16 protein-coding genes are annotated in these 24,014 nt (G+C 69.3%); 5 read left to right on the top strand and 11 right to left on the bottom strand.

The window, feature by feature from the left end:
• Positions 1-182: 182 nt before the first annotated feature.
• The 5 genes from AB0367_RS37210 to AB0367_RS37190 form a co-directional block, all read right to left on the bottom strand.
• On the bottom strand, positions 183-530 hold the full coding sequence (locus tag AB0367_RS37210; protein WP_366231223.1) for a hypothetical protein: 348 nt from the start codon (positions 528-530) through the stop codon (positions 183-185).
• A gap of 349 nt (positions 531-879) precedes the next feature.
• Positions 880-1,374 (bottom strand): hypothetical protein, encoded by a 495-nt coding sequence (locus AB0367_RS37205; protein WP_366231222.1) that lies wholly within the window; start codon positions 1,372-1,374, stop codon positions 880-882.
• 52 nt (positions 1,375-1,426) lie between these two features.
• Positions 1,427-13,243, bottom strand: a complete 11,817-nt coding sequence (locus AB0367_RS37200; RefSeq protein ID WP_366231221.1) for a LamG-like jellyroll fold domain-containing protein — start codon at positions 13,241-13,243, stop codon at positions 1,427-1,429.
• 225 nt (positions 13,244-13,468) lie between these two features.
• Positions 13,469-14,011, bottom strand: a complete 543-nt coding sequence (locus AB0367_RS37195) for a hypothetical protein (protein ID WP_366231220.1) — start codon at positions 14,009-14,011, stop codon at positions 13,469-13,471.
• Positions 14,012-14,067: 56 nt separating this feature from the next.
• On the bottom strand, positions 14,068-14,229 hold the full coding sequence (locus AB0367_RS37190) for a hypothetical protein (RefSeq protein WP_366231219.1): 162 nt from the start codon (positions 14,227-14,229) through the stop codon (positions 14,068-14,070).
• 331 nt (positions 14,230-14,560) lie between these two features.
• Here AB0367_RS37190 and AB0367_RS37185 point away from each other — a divergent pair, with 331 nt between their 5' ends.
• Positions 14,561-15,778: a site-specific integrase gene (locus AB0367_RS37185; protein ID WP_366231218.1), complete on the top strand. Its 1,218-nt coding sequence runs from the start codon at positions 14,561-14,563 to the stop codon at positions 15,776-15,778.
• 995 nt (positions 15,779-16,773) lie between these two features.
• Here the strand turns inward: AB0367_RS37185 and AB0367_RS37180 are convergent.
• From AB0367_RS37180 to AB0367_RS37170, 3 genes are read right to left on the bottom strand one after another with little or no spacing between them, the layout of a single operon-like run.
• On the bottom strand, positions 16,774-17,514 hold the full coding sequence (locus AB0367_RS37180; protein WP_366231225.1) for an amidase family protein: 741 nt from the start codon (positions 17,512-17,514) through the stop codon (positions 16,774-16,776).
• Between the two features lie 8 nt (positions 17,515-17,522).
• Positions 17,523-18,233 carry an amidase family protein gene (locus AB0367_RS37175; RefSeq protein WP_366231217.1) on the bottom strand — a complete coding sequence of 237 codons (711 nt, stop codon included), beginning with the start codon at positions 18,231-18,233 and terminating at the stop codon, positions 17,523-17,525.
• Positions 18,230-19,066 carry an aldehyde dehydrogenase family protein gene (locus tag AB0367_RS37170; protein ID WP_366231216.1) on the bottom strand — a complete coding sequence of 279 codons (837 nt, stop codon included), beginning with the start codon at positions 19,064-19,066 and terminating at the stop codon, positions 18,230-18,232. Before AB0367_RS37170 ends, AB0367_RS37175 begins: the two co-directional genes overlap by 4 nt.
• An 8-nt stretch (positions 19,067-19,074) precedes the next feature.
• On the opposite strand from AB0367_RS37170, the gene AB0367_RS37165 reads away from it, so the two are divergent.
• From AB0367_RS37165 to AB0367_RS37155, 3 genes are read left to right on the top strand one after another with little or no spacing between them, the layout of a single operon-like run.
• Positions 19,075-20,094: an MFS transporter gene (locus tag AB0367_RS37165; RefSeq protein ID WP_366231224.1), complete on the top strand. Its 1,020-nt coding sequence runs from the start codon at positions 19,075-19,077 to the stop codon at positions 20,092-20,094.
• A 26-nt stretch (positions 20,095-20,120) separates the two neighbouring features.
• On the top strand, positions 20,121-21,221 hold the full coding sequence (locus AB0367_RS37160) for a glycosyltransferase (RefSeq protein WP_366231215.1): 1,101 nt from the start codon (positions 20,121-20,123) through the stop codon (positions 21,219-21,221).
• A 44-nt stretch (positions 21,222-21,265) separates the two neighbouring features.
• Positions 21,266-21,862 carry a LuxR C-terminal-related transcriptional regulator gene (locus tag AB0367_RS37155; protein WP_366231214.1) on the top strand — a complete coding sequence of 199 codons (597 nt, stop codon included), beginning with the start codon at positions 21,266-21,268 and terminating at the stop codon, positions 21,860-21,862.
• 28 nt (positions 21,863-21,890) lie between these two features.
• Here the strand turns inward: AB0367_RS37155 and AB0367_RS37150 are convergent, their stop codons facing one another.
• The 3 genes from AB0367_RS37150 to AB0367_RS37140 all read right to left on the bottom strand — a co-directional run bounded on the left by AB0367_RS37150 (position 21,891) and on the right by AB0367_RS37140 (position 23,647).
• Positions 21,891-22,064, bottom strand: coding sequence for a hypothetical protein (locus AB0367_RS37150; RefSeq protein ID WP_366231213.1), 174 nt, complete (start codon positions 22,062-22,064; stop codon positions 21,891-21,893).
• A complete protein-coding gene (locus tag AB0367_RS37145) occupies positions 22,057-22,707 on the bottom strand; it encodes a hypothetical protein (protein ID WP_366231212.1) in 651 nt (216 codons plus the stop codon). The genes AB0367_RS37150 and AB0367_RS37145 overlap by 8 nt, the downstream gene beginning before the upstream one ends.
• A gap of 421 nt (positions 22,708-23,128) precedes the next feature.
• The gene (locus AB0367_RS37140; protein ID WP_366231211.1) at positions 23,129-23,647 is read right to left on the bottom strand and encodes an inorganic diphosphatase; all 519 of its coding nucleotides are present in this window, start codon (positions 23,645-23,647) and stop codon (positions 23,129-23,131) included.
• Positions 23,648-23,698: 51 nt separating this feature from the next.
• On the opposite strand from AB0367_RS37140, the gene AB0367_RS37135 reads away from it, so the two are divergent.
• The coding region (locus tag AB0367_RS37135) for a hypothetical protein (protein ID WP_366231210.1) at positions 23,699-24,014 on the top strand (316 nt) is incomplete at its 3' end.

Here is a 24,014-nt window from a genome sequence, read left to right as displayed (position 1 = left end):
CCCAGAACCACCCAGACCTATACCATCCACGCCAGCATCACGATCTTCGAACAAGGACTTGCCGCCCGCCCACGACGCTAAACGCAACGGCGTTGCATCCCAAATCAGTGCCAGAGCCGGCATCAGATGACCGTCGACAGACAGCGAGTGCACCGGTCAACTGACACGAGGTAGGGTCGCGATCAGCGCGTCGAACACCGCGAGGTCGTACCGGTCCGCCCGCCTCGCAGGCCGTCCGGCGGCAGTTCCCAGCGCACCCGGCCAGGTGCGGCCAGTTCCAGCGCCTGATACCACTCCCGCAACGGTTCCGTCAGCCGAACGTGCAACGAGAAGTTGCGGCGTTGACGGGTCGCGTCGGCATCCCGGCGGCGGTGCAACTCTGTAACGGAAGGAAGGGAGACCAGCACCGCGTCGGCGAAGCCGAGCCGGCCGGCCGCGATCGCGACCCGGTTCGCGGCCACCTCGGACGTCCACCGCTCTGGACTGGCCGCACCGATACGCACCAGCGACCAGGAGTAGTGCAGTTTCAATGGGTCGTCATCGCAGACGGCCAGGCCAGAGGCACGCTCCCGCGCTATCGCCGCCTGCCACCGTCGGCAGTTCACCGCGCACCAGAAGGCAGCCTACGCCGGCAAGTCCCCGACATCCGGTTCCTCGCCGGTCGGCGCGTACTCGGCGACCAGGTCTTCGGCATGGTGGCGACGGCACCACGTTGTCTTGCCGGCCGCGCTCGGGCCCGTTACCGCGACGATCACACCAGACAGTCTGCCCGAGTCTCGTAACACTCCCTGCCGCGCAGCCGATCCCTCCGCCAGCGACCGCGTGACGTCACGAGACCGTTGGCGCTACCGACCTTCTCAAACACGTTCTTACGCATTTTTATGAGCAATACTCATCAAGTAGCCGATTCTGCAGGGCAATCATTTCCCTACACGTGACATTCACATGCTCCGCTTCGTCGGTCGGCGGAAACTCCATTGTCGCCGTAAATACAAATTCATAAGTTGACGACAGGATATCCAGCAGCAGATCGGATGCCGCGCCTTCCGTGACGATATCCAGCAAGGAGCTGACGCCAAACAGCAGCGGCCCGCAGGGTCCGGTCAAGGAACCGTCCAGAACCGCCCGCAAATCAGCGAACAACTCCCGGCCCACCTCCGGCTGCAGGCGATAGTCAGGCGCCGACTGCCGGACTATCGCCAGCGTGCGGTCAACGAACCGGCCCACCTCGATCGGAACAATCAATGGACGTACCGCGCGCACCGCCGCAAGGCCGTCCGCCATGACCACCGTCGCAACGGCCGCGGCTGAGTTGCGGGCCAGCGAGGCCGCACAGCCTCCCCGCTCCCCGATCGTCTCGTCCCACCACTCCACGCGGAACGCTCCTTCCGGCGCAGCCCAAGGCTTGGCGCAACGGGCTCCGGCTCTACTTCAATGGCCTACGGGGCATATCATACTGGGCGATATTCGGGTAGTTCATGCCACGAGCCGCGCAGTTCTGTCGTTCCGGGCCGCAGGCCGGTCGCGACGAAACGACGATTCCGTCCGGTGACCCGCCGTGCTTCGGACGGAAGTCGCCCTCGTCTAGCCGACCGTAAATAATCTGCTCCGCGTCCGTGTCGATTCCCTTGGTCATATCCGTTGGCCAGATCCGTTCGTAGCCGTTTGCCTTGGCGAAGTCACGGAGGCCTGGGTTCGTGGCGTTATTACTCACGGTGTAGTACTTCTGACCATCCAACTGTGCAGTCGCAACGGTGACGGCTTGATCCTTAATGTTGTCGCCAGCCGTCGGCGGGCTGTGCTTGGCGAACGTGTCATGCATCGTCTGGGCATCCTCGCCCAGTTGATCAGGTGTCATGGTCGCGCTCGTGCAAGCGCCAGGCTTGACAAGGTTGACGTTGTGGACGAGGACCGGCTGGCCGGCGGTGAGCACATAGTAGGTGTGGACGTCGGCGACGGTGAGGTCGCGCATGTCCTTGGCGCTGGTGAAGTTGCTGACGTCGGTGACTTCGACGTTCGCGCCGTCGTCGGTCTTCAGTTCGTCGCCGGGCTTCAGGTCGGCGGCGTTGACCCAGGTGTTGGTGGTGCGGTTCCAGAACGGGTGGTGCTGGGTGGTGTGCAGCACCGTCGTCGTCTCCCCGGCCACCGCTGCGGCCGCGGCCACCAGCGCCGCGCCCGCCTTCGCCAGCCGCAACGTCGAGTCCGACGAGGTCGAGGAAGAGGAAGTCGAGGCGACCGGCTTGGCGTCCGCCGAGACGACGACCCGGACCGTCACATCGGTGAGCTCGGTGTCGTGGTTCAGCCACAGCTTCGTCACCGGCTTCGGCTGCGTCGCACCCGTCTCAGGGTCCGTCGCCGCGACTTGATCGCCGACCTCGACGTCCTCGATCTTCTTCGTCGAGCCGTCCGCCATCAGCACCCGCGTCTGCGGATCGAAGCTGTGCTTGCCGCACGGCGAGTTCTTCCCGGCCCTACCACCCGAGAACGCACCCGTGACGCCGCCGATCAGCGCGCTCGTGCCGACCGATCCCCAGTCGACCTTGCCGGTGGTGCCGAACTGGGCGACCGCATCGGAGATCGCCCCGTTCACCGCGCCGGACAGGCCGCCCGAGATGGCGCCGGCCATGACCTTGCCGAACGTGTTGACGGCCAGGCCGCCGAGCTTGTTCGCCGCCCAGCAGGCGACCTTGCCGCCGACCACGCCGCCGAGGTAGCCGCCGGCCGCGCCGGCCAGGCCCTGCAGGGCACCGGTGCCGGCCGAGCCGAGAGCGTCCTTCCAGGAGTGGATGTTGCCCTGCGCGGCGTCCTTCGCGAGGTTGATCAGCGCCGAGGCGCCGACCATGCAGGCGACCGCGCCGACGCCACCGGTCGCCGCCGTGCAGGCGAGGCCCGCGGCGATGCCGCCGACGATCGCGAGGCCTTCGATGATGGCGTTCTTGTGGTCCTTGACGAACTTGACCGCGGCCTTGGAGGCGTCGGCGATCTTCTTGACCACCGGCATCTTCATCGCCTGGGCCTTGGCGTAGCTGCCCGCCTGTTTAGCCTTCGCGACCGTCTTGTTGTAGGCCTGCGAGACCTTGTGGCCGACCGCCGCGACCATCTTCTTGCCCGCCTGCACGGCGGTCTTGACGGTGTTGACGATCGGGGCGACGAACGGGGCCGCGACCTGCCACGCCGCCTTGCCGAAGTCGACCGCGGCGGAGACGACGGAGCTGACCGCGTTGTAGATGATGGGCGGCGTCACCGCCTTGACGAAGCTCGTGGTGGCGTTCCACGCGTTCTTCAGCGAGCTCAGGCCCCAGTGGCCGGTCGGGTCCGTGGTCGTCAGCGGGTTGTCGTCGCCGTAGGCGTAGCGGTTCGCCGCCGCCGAGTTCGGGACCGGGCTGTTCGACACCGTGTCGCGGGTGTCGAACTGGCCCGTGTCGGTGTTGTACCAGCGGGCCATCATGTTGACCCGGCTGGTCGACGTGTCCGTCCACTCCGACTGGTAGCCGAGGCTGCCCTGCATCCCGGTCGTGGCGAGGACCTTGCCCAGCGGGTCGTAGACCGTCGTGCCGGACAGGGTCGTGCCGGTCGCGGTGAACAGGCCGGTGATGTCGTCGTGCAGGTCGGTGTAGGCGTACTGCGCCGACGCGCCCTTCACGCCGACGACCGCGCCGCCCGGGTCGCGGGTGTACGTCGCCGTCGTGTCCGCCGCGAGGTCGTTGTCCAGGCCCGAGTACGACAGGCCCGTCTTCGTCTGCCGGCCCAGGCCGTCGTACGTGTAGGTCGTCGTGCCCTGCTGCGCCACCTGGCCGAACGCGTCGGTCTTCGTCAGCACGCCGCTGGCCGAGGCGAGGGTGCCGCGCGGCGTGTAGGTATAGGTGGTGCCGCCGGTCTGGGTCAGCAGGCGGTTGCGCTGGTCGTAGGTGAACGTCTTGGCGCCGTTGGTCAGCCGGTTGCCCGACTTGTCGAAGGTGTAGTTCGTCGTCGTGGTGCCGTTGTTCCACGACGTCAGGCGGTTGGCCTGGTCGTACGTGTAGGTGTTGGTGACCGTGCCGCCGAAGCCGGTCGTGGCCTTCGACGTCTCGTTGCCGTTGTTGTCGTAGCCGTACGTGATCTTCGCGACCGATGTACCGCCGGACGTCTTGAGCTCGTCGGTGTCCAGGCGGTGCTGGTTGTTGTAGCCGAAGGTCCGCACGTTGCCCGTGCCGCCGTAGGTGACGGTCTTGGGCTGGTTGATGGTGTTGTACGTCAGCTTCGTCGCGACCGACGTGCCCGTGTTCGCGATCGTGTCGAGGCGGCCGGCCGAGTCGTAGGCGTACGTCGTCGTCCCGGCCGCGTCCAGCCGGCTGGCCAGCTGACCGTCGGCCTTGTACCCCAACGTCGCCGAACCGGACACGCCGCTCGTCGTGCGCAGCAGGCCGCGGTCGTCGTACGTGAACGTGTTCGCGCCGCCCGAGCCGGTGGTCGAGGTGAGGTGGCCCGCCAGGTCGTAGCCGAAGCTGCGCGCGGTGGTCGTCACCTCCGCGCCGGCGCCGGTCTGGTCGGTGAGCTTGCCGACGTCGTTGTACGTGTTCGTGATCGTCACGCCGCCGGGCAGCGTCTGCGCCGCCGGGCGGGCGAGCGCGTCGTAGGCGACCGTGAACGTGCGGTCCGAGAGGTTCGGATGCGCCGTCGTCGACGGCTCGATCTGCTGCTCGGGGAGGTTCCAGGAGTTGTACTTCGTGATGAACGCGTTCCCGCGCCCATCGGTGAACCTGGTCTGGTTGCCCGCGACGTCGTAGCCGAACGACGTCACGATGTTGTTCGCCGCCACCGTGTCGACCGGCTGGGTCTGCGAGGTGACCCGGCCCGCCAGGTCGTAGGTGAACGTGTTCGTCGTGTTGCGGGCGTCGGTCTTGGTCAGGATGTTGCCGGCCCGGTCGTACGTCTGCGACGTCGTGGTCAGCGCCGTCCCGCCGCCGGCGGCAAACGTCTCGGTCTTCGTCGGCCGGCCGCTGATGTCGTAGGTGACCTGGGTGTACGAGTTGTCGGCGAGCGTCGTGCGGGTCGGTCGGCCGACGGCGTCGTAGGTCGTGGTCGTGACGTTGCTCGCGCCGTCCTTCGACGTCTTGACGTCGCCGGCGGCCGTGTAGGTCAGTTCCTGCGTGACGCCCGTCGGGGAGGTCGTCTTCTTCAGCTTGCCGTCGGTGCCGTATTCGAACGTGGTGTCGTAGTGGGTGTTGTCCTGGCGCACGACCGCCGAGGTCGTCAGCTTGCGGGCCAGGAAGTCGTAGGTGTTGGTGGTCGCCGCGCCGGTCGGGTCGGTGACCTTCAGCTGGTCGCCGTTGAGGTCGTACTCGAACTTCGTCACGCCGGTGTCGGCTGCGACCGTCTTGGACACCCGGCCCAGCTGGTCGTAGTAGTACAGCGTGTCGTGGTTCAGCGCGTCGGTGACCTTCGTCAGCTGGCCGGTGTTGTCGTAGACGCGGGTCGTCGTCGGCGTGACGGCCGTGGACGAACCCGGCGGCGTGTAGGACGGCGCGATGCTCGTCAGGACGCGACCCGCCGAGTCGTAGGTCGTCCGCGTCTCGTTGCCGCGCGGGTCCTTGACGTGCGTGCGAGAGCCGAAGGTGTCGTAGCCGATGTACGTCACCGGCCGGGTCGACACCGGGGCGCCGCCGTCGGACTCGGCCTGCACGGCCGGGCCGGTGACGACCGCGAGCCGCCCCGCCTGGTCGTAGGTGTTGTCGGTGACGTTGCCCAGCGGGTCCGTCTGCGACAGCGCCCGGCCGGCCTTGTCCAGCTTCGACGTCGTACGGGTGACGGTCGCGCCGGCCGCCGGGGCGGCACCCGAGTACACCTGGCCGATTTCGGCTGCGCTCAGCGGCCGAGAGTACGCCTGCACGTCCGCGATGAAGCCGGTCAGGTACGGCGCCTGGACGCCGGGCGACACGCGGCCGATCTCCATCGGGCCGCGCGGCTTCCAGCTCTGCGTCACCGCCGTCGTCACGGGCGTGCCGTTGTTGACGATCAGTGACATCGTGTGCGCATCGGCGTTGTAGACGCCGACGAGGTGGGTCCACGCGTTCAGCGGCGCCGTCGCGGCGGCCGTCACCCGGGTCTCGGGGGCGAGGCCGTCGTCGGCGTTGGCGAAGGCGAGGCTCCACCGGCCGCTGTTGTCCGGGATGTACTGCAGCGCGAAGGCGGACCGGTTGATGCCCCGCTGCGCCACGATCGTGCTCGCGTTGAGGCCGCTGCCGCCGGGCGTCTTCACCCACGCCGAGATGGTGAAGCCGTTCGTCGTGTCCAGCACCGTGTTCGGCGTGGAGACGTACGACGTCTGGCCGTTGAAGGCCATCGACCCGTTCGTCGTCGCCGGGTGGTCGGTCGACCAGGTGACCGCCGAGCCGCTCGCGCTCGCGTTGCCGACCGAGTCCGCGGCCTTGGTGCCGGTCCCCTCGTCGAGCTTCCAGCGGGCGACCGGGGTGAGGCCGGGCGTGTTGTAGATGGTCTGCGAGGTCTTGCGGCCGAGCTCGTCGTAGGTGTTCTCCGAGCGCGACAGGACCGTGCCGGAGCCGTCGGTGACGACGCTGGCGATCGCGTGGTCGTCGGGCGACAGCGACAGGTTCGTGATCCGGTTGATCCCGGCCGGGTCGAACACCTCCTGTGTCACCCGAGCGGCGTTGTCCAGGGTGTACGTCTTGGTCGCGGTGCCGTTGTCGGTGATGCTCTTGACGATGTTGCCGGCGCCGTCGAAGGTGTTGTCGACCTCGACGAAGTCGGGCTGGCCCGCGGTCGGGTTCTTACGGATGACCTGCGCCTCGAGCCCGTTGTCCGTGTACTTGTGGACGGTCTGGAAGCCCATCGCATCGATCTCGACGATGAGGCGCCCATTGCCGTCGTACTGCTTCTCGACGAGCGTCAGCGTCATCGGCGCGGACGGCGCGTTGGGGTCGCCGGTGTAGTTCTGGATACGGGTGAACCGCAGCCGGTGCTCGGCGTCGTACTCGTTGAGCGTGACCCCGCCGTCCGGCTCGATCTCCCTCACCACGTCACCGGCGGAGTTGTACTCGTACGACGTCGTCTTCTCGCCGGTCGTCTCGCTCGCGACCTGCCCGTATGCGTTGTACGTGCTGGAGTCCGTCCGCGACGCGTCCCCGCCGGTCGGGTCCGACACGACCTGCGACAGCACGTGCCCGTCCACGTCGTAGCTCGTCGTGGTCACCGTCGTGTGGACAGCCCCGGTCACCCGGTTGGTCACCGCGGCGCCGGTCTGGGTCAGCACCCGGTTCTGGCCGTCGTAGGTGAACGTGCTGCCGGAACCGGCGGGCGTCGACTCGGAGACCTCGAGCTGGGTCTGGATGCGGCCGAGGTTGTCGTAGGTGAACGTGACCGTCTTGCCGGCCGGGTCGGTCACCTGGGCGACGTCGCCGTTGGCGTAGTAGTCGATCGTCTGGGTCGCGCCCGACGGCAGCGTCGCCTGCCGCTGCAGGCCCTTCGGTGTGTAGGTGCCGGCGGGCGCGCCGAACGCCTGGGTGGTCGCCGTCGTCAGGTCGGTCTTGGTGATCCGGCCCAGCGGGTCCTTGGTGGACGTCCGGTTGCCGTTCTCGTCGTACGTGTACTCGGTGACGTACCGGCTGTCGGTTGCGCTGGTGGAACGGCCGTCCCGCTGCCGGATCAGCATGTCGTTGCGGCGGTCCGGAGTGGGCGTCGGGTTGCTCGCGCCACCCTCGGGGAAGTACTCGAAGTAGACCGTGCTGCACACGTTGTTCTTCTGCAGCTGGCAGGTCGTCGTCGAGACCACGTTGCCGCGCACGTCGTGCTCGTTGGTCGTGATGTTGCCCAGTGGGTCGGTCGTGGTGCGCAGGAAACCGTTCTCGCTGTAGCCGTACCGCGTCTCGTTGCCCAGCGCGTCCGTCTCGGCCACCTTGCGGCCCGTGCCGAGGTCGAAGGTGTAGCTCGACAGGACCTGGGTCCCCGGCTGGCCCGGCGTCGCGTCCTTGACGGTCACGATCTTCACCGGCACGCCGGCGTTCTTGCTCTTCTGCCAGGCCGCGTACTGCCCGGCCACGGTGGCCCCGGAGATCTGCTTGCGGTAGTAGGCGACGTCGGAAATGAAGCCGTTGAAGTAGCCCATGGTGGCGCTGCTCGCGCCGGCCCAGTTCTTCCACGGGCCGGTACCGACTGTGAGGTGGTCGGCGGCATAGGCCGCGGTCGTGGACGTGGCGCTGCCGATCTCGGCCCCGTCGAGGTACAACTTCTGGCTGTTGCTCGACCAGGTGATCGCGGCGTGGTGCCAGTTGCCGTCGTTGACCTTGTCCGGTGAGACCATGCCGACGCCACCGGTGGTGGTCCAGAAGTTGCCGCGCAGCTTGCCGTCGGTGCCGACGTTGAGGTGCGGCACGTACGAGGTGGCGGTGCCGATCGCGCCGGCCGACCCGCCGAGCAGCACGCCGCCGGTGGTGCTGCCGGTCGGCGTCTTGAACCACAGGCTCGCGGACATGCTGCCGCCGGCCGGCACATCGCTGCCGGGCCCGGTCTCGGGCAGCAGCAGGTAAGAGGTGGAGCCGTCGAACTGCGCCACCGTCGAGTCGTCGAACAGGCCGCCGTCCAGGCCGAGCGTCACGTTGTTGTACGCGGCCGGGTTGCCGTTGACCTCGTTCTTGGCGTAGGCCGTCGAGCCGCCGTCGCCCAACCGGTAGTAGTCGGCCGGGGATCCGGCGAGCACCGCGGACGCGTACACCTTGCTGGAGCCCTGAGTGGTGGGCGCGTCGAGCTTCCACACGCGGCCGTTGGAGTCGGTCACCGTCTTGACCGTGGAGTCCTTGGACTCGTACGTGACGGTCGCGGTGGCGTTGCCGGACGGGCGGACGACCCCGGTCAGCGGGCGGGCGGTCGCGGTGCCGGCCCTGTAGATCGAGGCGATGTTGGCCGTGGACAGCGGACGGTCGAAGGTGGACACCTCGGCCATCGAGCCCTTGAACCAGCCGACCGCCGGGCCGCCGCCCGCGGCCGGCTCGTCCGGCCAGGCGCCGCCCCACCAGCCGGCGCCGATCGACGCGCTCTTGATGAGGTCCGGGGACAGCATGTTGATCGCGCCGTCGAGGTAGTTCTGGTACCTGTTGTCGATGTACAGGAACTGCCGGGTGCCGGCACCGACGAGCACGACGTGGTGCCAGTTGCCGTCGGTGACCGGGTCGAGGCTCGCGATGGGCGTCGCGGCGCCGTTCCAGAACTCCCCGTAGAGCGTGCCGCTGGTGCCGATGTACAGGGCCGGGTTGTATGCGCCGGTCTGCGAGCCGGCCGTCACGCCGTCCTTGCCGAAGCCGAACAGCACGCCCTTATCTCCGGCGGCCGCCTTGAACCACAGACTCACCGACTGGTAGCCGCCGCCGAACGGCAGGTCTTTCGTCGGGATGGTCACGTAAGAGGAGGTGCCGTTGAACGCCGCAGTCGTCATCGTCGAGCCGGGCAGCGGGCCGGTGCCGCCGAGCGTGACGTTGCCGTAGGTGGCGTTGTCCGTGCCCTGGTTCTCGATGACCTCGCTGACGGCGGCGGTCGCGCCGGCGGTCTCGCCGAGGCGCCAGTAGGCGCGCGGCCCGAGGTTCATCGTCGCGGACTGGTACAGCGAACTGGTGCCGTAGGCGTAGGTGTGGCAGGCGGTCGCCGACGTCGGCGGGCAGACCTTCTGCAGCTGTCCGTTGGCGTCGTAGGTGTACGACCACGTGAGCGCGGTCGCCGGGTCACCGGCCGCGCCACTGGTCCCGGGCGTCAGGCTGACATCGTCGATGGCCAGCGAGCCGACCTTGTCGAGCAGATGGAAGACGGCCACACTCTTGGCATCCGCCGGCGCGGTGATGGTCTGCGTGGTCTGACCCCAGGCATTGCCGCTCGTGGCTGGCACAGAGTTCAGCTCGACGTAGCTGATGCCGTTGCTCGTACTCGTAAACTGCGCGACGAGCCTGGTGCTCACCGTGGCTTGGTAGTAATCGCTGTAGGTGTAGGTGGCGTTCGGCGTGACCGGCACGGGGGTGAAGTGCCATTTGGCGTCACCGTCGGTGTAGCTGCTGACCGTAACCTTTACGCTCCGCGACCCACTGTGGCCGGTCGTGAGATAGCTGAACGCCGCGGTATTGCTGCCCCAGGCGTTACTGATCCAGCCATCGGGCTGGCCGGGGTTGCTGGCGGACGGTAGCTCTACAGATGCGTTAGCAACGAGCTCGGCCGGCGGGAGCGTGCTGTCGGCCGTCAGGCTGACATCGTCGATGGTCAGCGAGCCGACCTTCTCGAGCAGATGGAAGACGGCCACACTCTTGGCATCCGCCGGCGCGGTGATGGTCTGCGTGGTCTGACCCCAGGCATTGCCGCTCGTGGCTGGCACAGAGTTCAGCTCGACGTAGCTGATGCCGTTGCTCGTACTCGTAAACTGCGCGACGAGCCTGGTGCTCACCGTGGCTTGGTAGTAATCGCTGTAGGTGTAGGTGGCGTTCGGCGTGACCGGCACGGGGGTGAAGTGCCATTTGGCGTCACCGTCGGTGTAGCTGCTGACCGTAACCTTTACGCTCCGCGACCCACTGTGGCCGGTCGTGAGATAGCTGAACGCCGCGGTATTGCTGCCCCAGGCGTTACTGATCCAGCCATCGGGCTGGCCGGGGTTGCTGGCGGACGGTAGCTCTACAGATGCGTTAGCAACGAGATTGGTGGTAGCCGGGTCGGTGGATACGGTCGCGACCCGCGACCCGGACCAGGTCACGTGCAGCGCGCGGCCCGACGCCGACGTGACAGTGTCGATGAGCTTGTTGGTGTAGTGGAACGTCTCGGTCCGGTCGGAGGAGTCCGTGATCGAGGTGATGCCCCAGGTGTACGGCGTCGTCGTGCTCCCCGTCACCAGCGGCGACGAGAACAGGTAGGTGGTGCCGTCCTTGTCCACGAGCTTGTAGCCGGCGCCGGCGCCGAGCGAGGTGAACGTGGCGTACCGCCCGGACGGCGGCGAGAACGTGCCGTCGCTGTTGCGGCCGAATGCGATCTCCTGACCGGCCGGGTACCGCACGGTGACGGTGTTGACCACGGGCGTGGCGTCGCCGGACATGACCTCGGTGACGGACAGGTCGAAGACGCTGGACCAGCCCTGGCCGAACGCGGAGCCGGTCCGCGGGTCGAGGCTGTTGTAGGCGCGCTCGACGGTCAGCGCCGGACCGACGGTCGCCACGCTCGCGTCGGTCGCGGACGTGGTGTAGTTGCGCACGCTCGGCTCGTAGCCCAGGGCGCCGTTCTGCGACAGGGTCGAGGTGATGTCGGGCTGCGGGACGTTGGTGGAGAAGGTGTACCAGTCCTGGGACACCTGCGTGTAGGCGCCGTCGTAGGCGTAGGCGATCCAGTAGTACTGCTGGCCCCATTTGAGCTTGCCGGCGGGGACCCGCAGGGCGGCCGAGGCCTGGTAGCCCGACGTCCAGACGGTGGCGCCGTCCTTGTCCTGGACGACGAAGTTGTAGCTGAGGTTCGCGTTCGGGGCGTGGTCCGGGTCGTACGCCACGACCTGCAGCTCGGGGGTGAGCGAGGTGACCGAGTAGCCGTACGGCGGCAGGTTGCCCGTCACGATCGGCATCTCGATCTGGTACGTGATCTCGAGGAACGGCGCGTACGCGGCCCCGTAGTTCGCGGTCGTGAACTTCTTCCAGTGCATCGGGTCGGTCTGCGACGTCGTGATCGCCAGGCCGTTGTTGCCGACGTTGCGGGCCCAGTTGTTGAACGTGCCCGTGGACAGTCCGACGGTCATCCAGACGCCGACGCTCCGGTTGCCACCGGTGTTGCCACAGGCCACGCCCGGGTTGGCGGTGAGCGACCCGATCGCGCCGCCGAACGCCGGGCCGGGATAGGTCAGGTTGCCCGTGTTCCAGCCGACCGTGATCGGGTTGACCTCGAAGGACTCCGGCGTGCACGTGTAGGCCCACGAGTCGAAGACGCTGAGCTTGGCCGCCGTCACGTTCACGTTGGCGAACTGGCTGTAGAAGCTGTCGAACTTCAGGAAGGAGTACGCCTTGACGCCCGAGCCGTTGTTGCCGATCGACATCTCGGTGTCGTTGGACTGGTCGGCGGTGCGGTCGTTGCGGACCGTCGTGTCCTTCGTCCCGTCCGAGTACGCCGTCACCGTCGGGTCGACCACGACCGGCCACACCCGGCCGGCGTCCGCCAGCCACGCCTTGTCGACGCTCACCTTCAACGCGGGCTTGCCGTTCAGCGTCGTCAGCTGGTACTTCGCCTCGGTCGCCTGCTCGAACCCGCCCGACTGGAGATCGAACTTCGAGTCGTGCACGAGCCCACTCGGGATGGTGGCCGCGACCTTGCCGTCCTTGCCCACCAGCTCGATCGCGCCATCGGTTCCAGTGCGCGCCGTCAAGTTCGTCAAGCTCAGCGGGAACACCCACTCGTTGCCGGCATCCAACGAGGCGACGACGAGGTTCTCCTTGACCCCGTCGCCCGTCGCCCGCAGCTCCAAGTCGACGCCCGGCAGCACCGCCTTGTAGACGGCCGTGTCGCCCTTCACCTCGCCGGGCACCTTGGCCGCGCCCAGCAGGGAGTAACCGAAGCTGCCCCCGCCGATATTCTTCAGCGTCACCAGGCTCGGGTCGTCGGCCGTCTTGGCGACCGAGACGTCGGCGGCGGAGACCTTCGGCTGCAGCCGATCGCCCTGCGCCACGAGGCTGGGGTCGATGCGCTTCCAGGTCCCGTCCGCGGCCTTCACGTTGACCCGGCCCGCGAACTGCTTGCGGGTGAACGAACCGTCGGCGTTCTGGTACAGCTCGGAATCCTCGCTGCCCTTGGCCGCAAGCAGCTTGCTCGTCTTGGCGTCGAAGCTCAACGGCCCTGACTGCGCCGAGGTCTTGCCGACCTCAACCTTGTGCTTCGGCGCCTCGTAAGGCGCGGTCGCCCCGATGCCCTTGCCGGCCGGGTTACCGGCACCGCGCTCGGCGCGCCCGAGCGAGTCGAGCTGCTCCCGGCTCAGCGCCTTGGCCGGCGGCGCGGACTGCTGCTTCGGCACGCCGTTGAACGCCTCACGGCCGAGGCCCTGCGACAGGTCCGGCTGCAGCCACAACGGCAGATGCAGCGGGAAGCCGGCGCCCGGCCCGTCGTGCACGACGCCCTGCGGTACGGAGGCCGCCAGCGCCAAGGTCGCGAGCACCCCGACGGCGACCGCCGTCGAGGCTCGCCCGAACCGAATCCGGTTACGTTGAGCGACCTTCGTTCCGCGCGCACGGGCCAACCAATACCCAGCGTTCATGCCGTGCCTCCCCGTCAAGCAACAAGCGCCACGGAGAGGCTGGCCCAGCCAACTCACAGAAACAATGACCGTTCGACGGATACCCGTCGATGAAAGATCACCCGTGTCCGGATTCAGTCAATATGATCAATGATCATGCGGATGCCCCCCTTCACCCACCCGACCAGTCAATACGTCGATTGCCGTACAGACCGGCGACCATCACTATGATGATCGTCACTGTTGTCAGTTCGGGCGCCCCGCCACCGCATCCGTGATCAAACGGACAACCTCGTCGTGCGGCGTGACGGCGTCCACAGCGGAAACATTCGCCGCCGTAGCTCCACCCACAGTGACGAACCGCTTCGCGGGGAACGCCTTCGCGCCCTGGGCGACGGCCCGCACCGGCAGATCACCGGCGGCGAAGATCAGGTCACAACCGCCCTGCGCGAGGCTGTTCAGGAACGTGACCGCGTTCTCGACGGTTTGGGCGCCGGTGATCTCGAGGTACTGCATCTTCGCCTTTGTCTGCTGCGACGCATCCTGCATCGCCGTCCAGATCGGCTCGGCCGCCGCGTCCCGGACCCCGTCCTGCGGCGTGAGCAGACAGGCGGTGAACTGGAGATACTCCCGCTCACGGGAGGGCTCGGGCGCCGGGTCCGGCCACAGCACGAACGCCAGCCCGATCGCCACCACCAGCCCCGCCGCGCCACCGGCGAGCCAGCGCTGCAGCAGGGTGAACCGCCGCCACCAGACGACCGGCTCCGGCTTTGCCTTCCTACGGGCCACGATGTCCTCCCCCGTCACGATGCCACTGCGGCGCACACGCTAGCCGAGTCACAGCCTCAGCGGGGAGCCAGGAACTCCAGCCGGTTGCCGTGCGGGTCGAAGGTGCAGAACCGCCGGTACCCGGGCAGCTCGTCGCTCCACTCCGAGGAACCTCCGCAGGCCCGCATCAACACCCAACGCCGCCGCCAAGCCGCCCACGACCTCGCCGAACTCGTCACACCAACAGCCACCCCCATCGGCATCGACACAACACAACACCTGCAGATGACCTAGCCACGTCCGCACCAGCGCACCTTGACAGACCCGAACCACAGACTCCTTTACTCGGCCGGTTTATGCTTGTAGCGACCTGGGAGAACGTTGCCGAGCACGTCGCTGGGGCCTCCAACGACCTGGGGGTCAAGGGGTCGTGGGTTCAAATCCCGCTGTCCCGACCGGGTTTGACCAGGCGAGATTCAAGATCTCGCCTGGTTTCCGCTAACGGTTCCGCTAACGGAGATCGCGCACAGTCGGTCGAGTCCTCACCTCGTTAGCGGAGGAGATCGACCATTGGCTATCTTCAGCTACCAGCTGTCTCGCGGTCAGACACGCTGGCAGTTCACCATCGACCTGCCGCCGGCCTCCGACGGTAAGCGTCGGCAGATGAACCGCAAGGGGTTCCTCCGGCAGGAGGACGCCCAGGAGGCCGAAACCAAGGCCCGCCAGTCCTTCTCCCGTTCCGAACTGACGGCCGACGGGAGCCTCACCGCCGAACTGGAAGCCTGGCTCGACGAGCGAGAACTGGACGTCGCCGAGACCACCCTGGCCAACTACCGCGACATCGTGCGGTGCTACATCATCCCGCACCTGGGTTCCCGGCAGGTCTACACCCTGAACAGCCGCGCCATCCACGACCTGTACAAGACCCTGCTCAACCGAGGCAGCAAGCGCGGCGGGCCGCTGTCCCGCACGACCGTGCGCACGGTGCACCGGGTGCTGATGAAGGCGCTGAACGACCTGCACATCGTCATCGACGGGGTACGCAAGCCACGCAAAGAGGACCGGGAGACCCAGGGACGCAAGGGCGTCTGGACCCCCGAGGAAGCGGCACGATTCCTGACCCACCACGCCGATCACCGCCTCTACGCGGCCTGGGTCCTGGCCATCGTGACCGGCCTGCGTCGTGGCGAACTGCTCGGACTCAAATGGGACAAGGTCGACCCGAACAGGCGCAAGGTTGCGGTGCACTGGCAACGCACCACCACCTCCCGCAACGGCGTCATCGAGAAAGCACCAAAGGGCAAGAGCAAGCGCACCGTCCCGCTCGGGACCGTGACCGTCACAGTCCTGCGCACGCACCGGGATCGTCAGGACTCGGAGAAGGCCGCAGCAGCGGAAATCTACGAGGACGGCGGGTACGTGTTCTGCCGCGAGGACGGTCTGCCGTACTACCCCCGGTACCTGACCCAGGAGTGGGAACGGTGCTGCCGGGCCGCCGGCGTCCCGGTCATCTCGCTGCACGATGGCCGACACACCGCGGCCACCACCGGCGCCGACGCAGGCGTACCGCAGCACGTCATGAAGGACCTCCTCGGCCACGCCGACGCCCGGACGACCGACGAGTGGTACACCCACGTCCTCGACCCGAGCAAGCGCAAGGCCGCAGACCTGATGGAGAGCGCCATCTTCGGCACAACGCAACCGCCAGCCGAGAACCCGCAGGCTGCATCATCAAATCCAACCAAGCGCCTCGCTGACGCCCGCCGGCGCATCCGACGCGCCGCATAGAAGCTGGGACATCGTGGCCGCCGCCTGGTTCGCGGCGGCCACGGCTCCCTGGTCGTAGGTTCTACGATCATTAGGCATATAGCGGGACGTACCGACCGACGATGCGCCGGTTTCCCCTGTCTGGCAGGGTCGGGTGAGACACAGTTCGGGCTTCCGTTCTGACCTTGACCAGGGCGAGACTGGACCTTACGACCGTGACCTTGACCGTTGCTGACGCCCTGATCGGCCTGGCCGATGATGGGGTAATGGGTTCCTCCACCGGCCCGCGGGCCGACCGGCCTCGCCGGCGTTCGTTCACCGCCGAGTACAAGCTGGCGATGGTGGCCGAGTACGACCCGGCGACGCCGCCGGGCAGGTCCGGAGCCCGCCAGGCCACGGCCTGCGCGTGCGGGGCCAGCCATGCCGACTGTCGGCGCGCCGTCATCACCCAACAGGTTCTCGACCGGCACCTCGACGTTGTCGAAGAACAACTCGGCGGTGTCCTGGGTCCACGACGACGATGGGGTTGTGGTTCCATTCGGGCGGGGTGTTCGCCGGTCGGTGCAGGAGCCATTCCGGTGCCTCGCCGCCGGAGCCCGCAGGCAGGTCGTCCCACTGTCCGTCGGGCGATGGGGGGACGACGAAGCTGTCCCGCCGGCCGGGCGGCACCCTCGTCGACGACATCGCGCCTTTGGGCCACAGCCATCGGGATGCCGTGGCCCAGGCCAGCACGGTCCCGCGCCGCCCGGGTCGACACCGCGCCGTGTCAAAGCGGAATCGCCGCCGCAGAGGCGGGTATCACGGGTGCGTTGGCGCCGTGGTTCGGCACGGGCGAGTACGGCGTGCATGCCGGCAAGTTCCCGGTCGGCGCAACCCCCGACGAAGCCATCACGCACCTGGTGAACGGCGCCCCTTCCCACCGTCGACGACATCTACTTCACGTGGTATCCCGCGTCCTCGAGCTCGGAAACTCGGCCGTACCTGCCGCACGTCGAGATCCGGTGACCCTCGGTGGCTCAGCCGCCGGGTACCGGCAGGGGTGGAGGTTGGAAGCCGCCGATGATCGCGGCCAGCTCGGCGGCGAAGGCGATCGTCGTGCGGTCGGCGCCGGCGCGGGTCAGGGCCTGCAGGCCGACCGGGAGGCCGGTCGGGGTGGTGCCCGCCGGGAAGACCGTGGCCGGCAGGCCGGGCAGGGCGGCGAGCGCCGCCGGCAGGAACAGGTCGTTGTAGCGGCCCATGCGGCCGCCGCCCAGGTCGAGGACGGAGAACCAGTCGGCGGCGTGGCCCGGCGCGTGGCGAAACGCCGGGACCGTCACCGCCGGGGCCACCAGGATGTCCCAGTGGTCGAAGAATGAGCCCAGCGCCGCGCGCAGGACGCGGCGGCGGGCCCCCCACGCCGCGCGGTCGGCGGCGGTGGCGAACAGTCCCTGCGCCCAGGCGAGGTCGCGCGGGTCGGGGCTGGTGCGCAGCAGCGCGGCGAACTCCTCGCGCTCGGCGCGCGGGGTCAGGCGAGCGCCTAGGGCGGCCATCATCCGCATGAACGTCTCATACAGGCCGGCGACGCCGCCGGGCAGGTCCGGAGCCCGCCAGGCCACGGCCTGCGCGTGCGGGGCCAGCGCGTCGGCCAGCCGGTGGTGGGCGTCGAGGACGTCGTCGTGCACGCCGAACCACGGCGGCGGGGGAAGGAACGCGATCCGGAGGCCGGACAGCGGGCGTTCCGGCTCGTCGCTGGGCGGGGCCAAGGCGAGGACGTCCAGTACCAGCCTCAGGTCCTCGGCGCTGCGGGCGATCGGGCCACCTCGGTCATCCGCGGGATGGTCAGCTCGCGCGTCGGGGCGGGGCCGAGGCCGGCGACGCTGCCCTCGGTGGGGCGGTGGGCGTACACCCCGCAGAACGCGGCCGGGACCCGCAGCGATCCGGCGGTGTCAGTGCTCAGGTCGACCGGCACGATCCCCGCGGCCACCGCGGCCGCGCCGCCGCCGCTGCTGCCGCCCGGGGTTCGGGCCGGATCCCACGGATTGCGGCTCAGACCGTACAGCGGATTGTCCGTCTGCCAGTCCCGGCCGTGCAGCGACGGATTGGTCTTGCCGACGACGACGGCGCCGGCGCGGCGCAGCCGGGCGACGCAGGGGGCGTCGGTCACCGGCCAGGGCCGCGCCCGCGCCGGATCGCCGTAGCTGGCCGGCATACCGGCGGCCGCAATATGCTCTTTCAGCGTGACCGGGACGCCCAGCAGCGGGCGGTCCGCCGCGTCATCCGCGAGCGCATCGGCCGCCGCTGCGGCGGCGTAGGCGGCCGGCCGGTCGGTGAACACGACGGCGTTGAGCCCTGGGTTGACCTCGTCGAGCCAGGCGAGACCCGCCCGGAGCGTGCCGGCGGCTGTCGCTGTGCGGCCGGCCAGCGCCGCCCGCAGCTCGGTCGCCGTGCGGTACACCGCAGGCAACGTGCCGCCGGCCCGCCCTGGCCGACCGCTCACGCCCGCGCTCCGGCCGGCGCCGCGCCGGCCCGGTCGAGCGGGCGGGACCGGCCCGAGCCGAACTCGGCCGACACCAGCAGCGGCCGGCCGGTGACCTCGCCGCGCTCGTGGACGCCGCTCGCTTGCACGCCGAAGCCGCCGAACGGGCGGTTGCCGTCCTCGACGTCGAACGTGGTGCAGTCGCGGTTGACGACACTGGTGCCGACGACGGACGAGGTGAGGCGGGGCTCGCCGTACACCGTGAGGTACATGCCCCGGGCGAGCTCCCGCGGGGTGGTGGCCCAGTCCCGCACCTGCCGCACGTCGTCGTAGGCGCACAGCAGGAAGACCGGCGAGAAGAACTCTGGCGGGTGCAGGTCGGTGACCAGGATCGACGGCGTGACGACGCGGGTCTCCACGTCGACGGTACCGCCGAAGCGCACCAGATCGGCGTGTCGCGCGAGGAACTCGGCGGCACCGGCGACGGCGTCGTCGTACACGAGGGGCGCGACGCGGGTGGCCGGGTCGCGTCGGTCGCCGACGGGCAGCTCGGTCAAGCGGTCGCCGAGCGTGGTCACCACCTCGTCGAGGCGGTCCCGGTGTACGAACGCCACGTCCGGGCACAGGCAGTCCTGGCCGGAGTTGTACAGCCGGCTCTGGACCAGGTCATCGACGGCCTTGCCGGTCTGGGCGTCCGGGCCGATCACGAACGGGTTGGGGCCGGAGCCGAACAGCAGGACCTTCGTCCGGCTGGACAGCCGCGCCGCGATGTCGAGCCCGTTGTCGTAGCGGCCGGTGAAGATCACGCCGTCGGCCGTGGCGCAGGCGCGCACGAATTCCCGCTGCGACTCCATGGTGAGCGCTGTGGCAGATTCAGGCGCTGTCGTTCTTGATCGGGCTCACCACGATGTTCGCGGCGCCGGCCCGGCTGGCCCTGCGGACCCGGGTCACCCCGGAGGGGCGTGAGCTCGAGACCAACGGCCTCATCGTCACCGCCCAGCGGGCGGCGTCGCTGCTCGGCCCGATCACCGTCGGCCCGGTCCTGGCATTCACCGGCGTCTCCGCGCTGTTCTTCGCCGAGGCGATCACCGCGCTCGTCGCCGCGGTACTGCTGCTGGGCCCGTTCCCGGCGCCGAGGGCGCAGACCGCGACCGACGAGCCGGCCCGGGCGCCGCTGCCCCGGACGCCGCTGGGCATCCTGCGCCTGCTCGTGCTCGACAACCCGCGGGAGCTGTTCCGGTTCGTCCGCGGCGACGGCATGGTGTTCGGGCTGACCTGCACGGCGTTCACCTACGTGTTCGTCGTCGGGCTCAACTCCGTCTTCATCCCGGCCTTCGCGAAGATCCGTTTCCCCGAGGTCGACGGCATGCTCGGCTACCTGATCGCCGCCATGGGACTCGGCGGGGCCGTGGGCGGGCTGCTTGCGGGCCGGCTGAAGAGGGTCAACCCGGGCCTGCTGTACATCCTCGGCAACGTGCTGGAGTCCCTGTGCTGGCTGGCCCTGCTCGCCGCACACCGGCCCTACGTGGCCGTCGGGCTGCTCGTGCTGGCCGGCATCCTCGAGTCCGTGGCCACCGCCGTCTACATGGCCGAAACGCAGGCCCGCCTGACCGACGACGAGCTCGCCCGCTACTACTCGATGCTGCTGCCGACCAACGACCTCTTCGTCCTGCTCGGCGCCACCCTCGCCGGCTCGCTCGTCGCGCCGGACCGGCTGGGCGTCTCGGTCGGGGTGATCGTGTTCTTCATGGCGGTGCCGATCCTGGTGCTCACCCGCTCGTTCTTCACGCCCCGGCCGCAGCGCCCGGACGGACAGCGGGCCGGGCAGGCTATCGAGCAGCCGGCCGAGCAATCCGTCGAGCAGCCCGCCAAGGCCGGTTGAGGCGCGGTGCGATAAGGGTCAGCGTCGTGATCCCCGCCTTCAACGCCCGCGACGCCCTGGAGCTGTGCCTGCTCAGCCTCGGCCACTGCGCACGGCCGCCGGGGTGCACGCTTGAGGTCGTCGTGGTCGACGACGGCTCGACCGACGGCACGGGCGAGCTCGTGACCGGCCGGGCCGGGGCGTACCCGCACGAGCTGCAGTACGTCTTCCTCCCGCGCACGCCTGCGTCCGGCCGGGCCTCGGCGCGCAACGCCGGCATCGCGGCGGCCCGTGGCGAGCTCATCGTCATGATCGACGCCGATCAGCTCGTCCCGCCGCGGCTGCTCGCCGAACACGTCCGGTTCCACCGGCTCCGCGCCGACCTCGTCGTGCTCGGGCCGCGGCTGGAACTCGGCGACGGGCCGATCGACCCGGCGGCGCTGGCCACCGGCTTCGACCAAGCGGCGCTGCCGCTGGTCGTGGCGCGCGACAGCCGGGAGGTACTCCGCGAGGAGTTCTCGGCCAACTTCAACAACCTGGCGACGTGCTGGCACTACCTGTACACCTGCAACGTCTCGGTGCGCCGGGAGCACCTGCTCGCCGTCGGCGGTCTCGACGCGTCGTTCGTCGGCTGGGGGCTGGAGGACTCCGAGCTGGGCTTCCGGCTGCGCCGGCGCGGGCTTGCGTTCGCGTACAACCCGGAGGCGGGGTTGTACCACCGGTGCCGGCAGGAGGTGACCGCCCGAATGTACGGCGAGTGGCGGCGCAACCTCCGCCGCTTCGTAGGCAAGCACCCAGGCGCTGCCGAGGTGTCGCTGCAGGCGGTCGTCGGGGACCGCGACATCACCTGGCCGGAGGCGGCGCGACGGTTCGAGTACGCGGCGCGGGCGCTGCACGGGCGTCTGCCCCGCCCGCCGGGCTTCGCCCTGGTCGAGGTCGACGACGCTGGCGCGGACGCGGCGATCGCCGCCCTGCCCGGCCTCGCCGCGGGCGCGGACGTGCTCGTCCTCGACCACACGGCGGGCGCCCGGCTCTCGGGCGTCGTGCAGTGCACCGACACCGCCCGGGAACTTCACTACTTCCACCGCCCGCCGGACGCCGATCGGGCCCGGATCCTGGCGAGGCACGGGGTCCGGCGGGCGGGGTGAGCGCGGCACGGCGAATGCCGTGCAGTATCGAAACGGGGGAGAACATGACGCGTATCGACATCCTGGACGCTAGCCCGGTCTACCTGCTGGGCCTGGCCAACGCGGTCGGGCGCAGCACCGTTGGGATCGTGGCCGTGCGCCGCACGCTCGGCGATCCGCCCAACCCGCTGGTCGACCTGTTCGTCGTCGACCCGGTCGGCCTGGCCGGTCCGGTGCGGGAGCACGTCGCCGAGCTGGCGGCGCAAGCGCCGGTGCTGATCCTCACGGCCGACCCGGCGTCCGCCGACATCGCGGCGCTGTGCGGCCCGGGCGTCAGCGTGACCGGCAAGCAGGCGGACGGGCCGGCGCTGGTGGCCGCGATGGCGGCCGCCGCGGCCGGGGCGCCACTGCCCCGGCGCAGCCACGCCCCGGAGCCACACTGCGTACCGCTGTCCGAGCGGGAGGAGCAGGTGCTGCACCAGGTGGCCAGTGGCCTCACCCACGGCCAGATCGCCAGCCGGCTGGGGATCACTCGGCACACCGTCGACACGTACGTGAAGCGCATCCGGGCGAAGCTGCAGATCGGCAACAAGGCCGAGCTCACGCAGGCGGCGTTCATCCGCCGACTGGCGACCCTGGCGGCCGCCGCCGAGCGGGACTGACCGACGCCGGCCCGGGCCTTCGCGCCCGTCACGCCGCCGCGCGGTGCCCGCCGTCGACGTGCACCACGCCGCCGGTCGTGGCGGGGAAACGGCCGGACAGCAGCGCCACGCACGCCGCGCCGCCGGGTCGGATCGGCCGGTGCGCGGCCTTGATCACTCCGGTGAACAGAATCCGCCGACTGGCCCGCAGGTCCTCACGCATCGGTCGGCTCGGTGCCGGGTGGGGTGAACGGACGGCCCGCGACGGTCAGGACGTGCTCGATCGTCGTCGGCGGCAGGTCCAGCTGGACCATCCGGCGACACAGCTCACGGGTCAGCTCGCGCGCGGTCCGCCGGGCATGTGCAGTCTCGGTCGCGCCGCGCTGCTCGATGTGCACGGCGAGCGGCGCGCAGTGCTCCAACACGTCGAGGATCTCGTCGTGGTATCCCTCCTGCAGTCCCTGCCGCAGCGCGTGCATGCCGTAGCTCACGTGCCGCGACTCGTCCCGGGTCATCGCGATGAAACCGGCCTGCACCGCCGGCAGCGCGTCGCGCCGGCGCAGCCCCCGGATCAGGCCGCGCTGCCCGTGCAGGGCCAGCACGCCCTCGGTGATCAGGTGGAAGTGGGTGACCGCGCGCAGCCAGCGGCCGTAGTCCGACGGCTTCTCGGCCAGCTCGCCGACCAGCTGCGCCTCGACGACGCTGAGCTGCCGGTGCGCGTGCGTCATCTCGGCCCAGATCGTCGGCAGCAGCCGGCGCAGGTCCGGGTCCATGCCCAGCACCTCGACGGCGATCCGGGCGAGCAGCACGGTGTGCCACGACTCGTCGCCGACCTGCGTGCCGAGGTAGATGAGGCTCTGCCTCATCGATACGGGTGGGATCGCCGGAGAAGGTATCCGGCCGTCGCGTGCACACGCGTGACACGACACCCTGCGCTCAACAGTACGTCGCCGACCGGTCTGACCGGCGCTCGTTCGGTCAGCAGAGCGCAGGATCAAGGTATCGCTCGGGCCGCCGCGGCTTCGGTCCACCGCCGTCGAGCCCACCACCCACCAACGCAGGCAACGCGCCGGGGAAGAAGGACATTGACCTGTGAACGCCATGGCGCCGTTCCGGCCTATCGTCTTCGCCGCGCTCGTCGCCGTCGGTGTCCTCGGCCTGATCAACGCGGCGCGTTCGATCCACATCGCCCGGTAGTTCGGACGCGGTGTGGCGTTCCGCTTCGGCCGGGTCCACGCAGCCGCGGTCCCGGCCCGACCTTCATCGTTCCCGGCATCGATCGACCGGTCACGGTCGATCTGGATCGTCGACGACCGCTGCGACGCGGACAGCACGCCGGCGTGATCGGGTGACCTCCGCTTCGGCCTCGGCGCGGTCGGCCCAGACGCCGTGCTCGGCGTCGATGGTCTTGCCCGGTTCGAGATCCTGGTAAATCTCGAAGAAGTGTTGGATCTCCAGTTTGTGGAAGAGTTCCAGGTCGGGCAGGTCCACCAGGTATGCCAGGCGCGGGTCGGCGAGCGGGACGCAGAGCACCTTCGGGTCCGGGCCTCTCGCGTCGCGCATCCGGAACATGCCGAACGCCCGGCAGCGGATCTGGCAACCCGGGAAGGTGGGTTCCCGGACCAGCACGAGCGCGTCGAGGGGGTCGGTGTCCTCGCCGAGGGTGTGCTCGATGAAGCCATAGTCCTCCGGGTACTGGGTGGCGGTGAACAGGGTGCGGTCCAGCCGGATCCTGCCGGTGTGGCGGTCCACCTCGTACTTGTTGCGTGTCCCCTTGGGGCTCTCGACCGTTACGTCGAACTCCATGCGTTTCGCTCCCCGGGTGCTTCACCCGTCCCTGCAACGTGCAGCGATCGCGTGAACGCCGCCATCTGGTCCGGCGGCGGTCAGGTCGCCGCGACGGCGATCTCTCTCGACGGTACCGCGCAGCACCCGGTGATCGTCAGGTACAAAACCAGTGCCCGAACGAGGGCTGGTGCATCGCTGATGCGCTGTCGAACCCCTCAGGGGGCCTATCAAAACCTTTCCCCGAACGCCGTGAAGACCCACGTCGCGTCGATCTACCGCGCAAGCTGGCTGTACACACCCGGCGCGACGCCATACGCGCCGCGTTCGCCCTCGGCACCTTCCCCACGCGGTGGCGTTCCACCGAACCCCGTGTCGGCCGGCACCG

It is taken from the genome of Dactylosporangium sp. NPDC051484, from assembly GCF_040689395.1.
Taxonomy (GTDB): Bacteria; Actinomycetota; Actinomycetes; order Mycobacteriales; family Micromonosporaceae; genus Dactylosporangium.
The sequence above is the reverse complement of the archived record's forward strand: the minus strand, read 5'-3'. Positions and strand labels throughout refer to the sequence as shown.

What these genes read in the sequence shown, in the direction of transcription:
- AB0367_RS37200 (WP_366231221.1), bottom strand. Translation starts at nt 13,243, where the DNA reads ATGAACGCTGGGTATTGGTTGGCCCGTGCGCGCGGAACGAAGGTCGCT.
- AB0367_RS37170 (WP_366231216.1), bottom strand. Translation starts at nt 19,066, where the DNA reads ATGGAGTCGCAGCGGGAATTCGTGCGCGCCTGCGCCACGGCCGACGGC.
- AB0367_RS37155 (WP_366231214.1), top strand. Translation starts at nt 21,266, where the DNA reads ATGACGCGTATCGACATCCTGGACGCTAGCCCGGTCTACCTGCTGGGC.
- AB0367_RS37150 (WP_366231213.1), bottom strand. Translation starts at nt 22,064, where the DNA reads ATGCGTGAGGACCTGCGGGCCAGTCGGCGGATTCTGTTCACCGGAGTG.
- AB0367_RS37145 (WP_366231212.1), bottom strand. Translation starts at nt 22,707, where the DNA reads ATGAGGCAGAGCCTCATCTACCTCGGCACGCAGGTCGGCGACGAGTCG.
- AB0367_RS37140 (WP_366231211.1), bottom strand. Translation starts at nt 23,647, where the DNA reads ATGGAGTTCGACGTAACGGTCGAGAGCCCCAAGGGGACACGCAACAAG.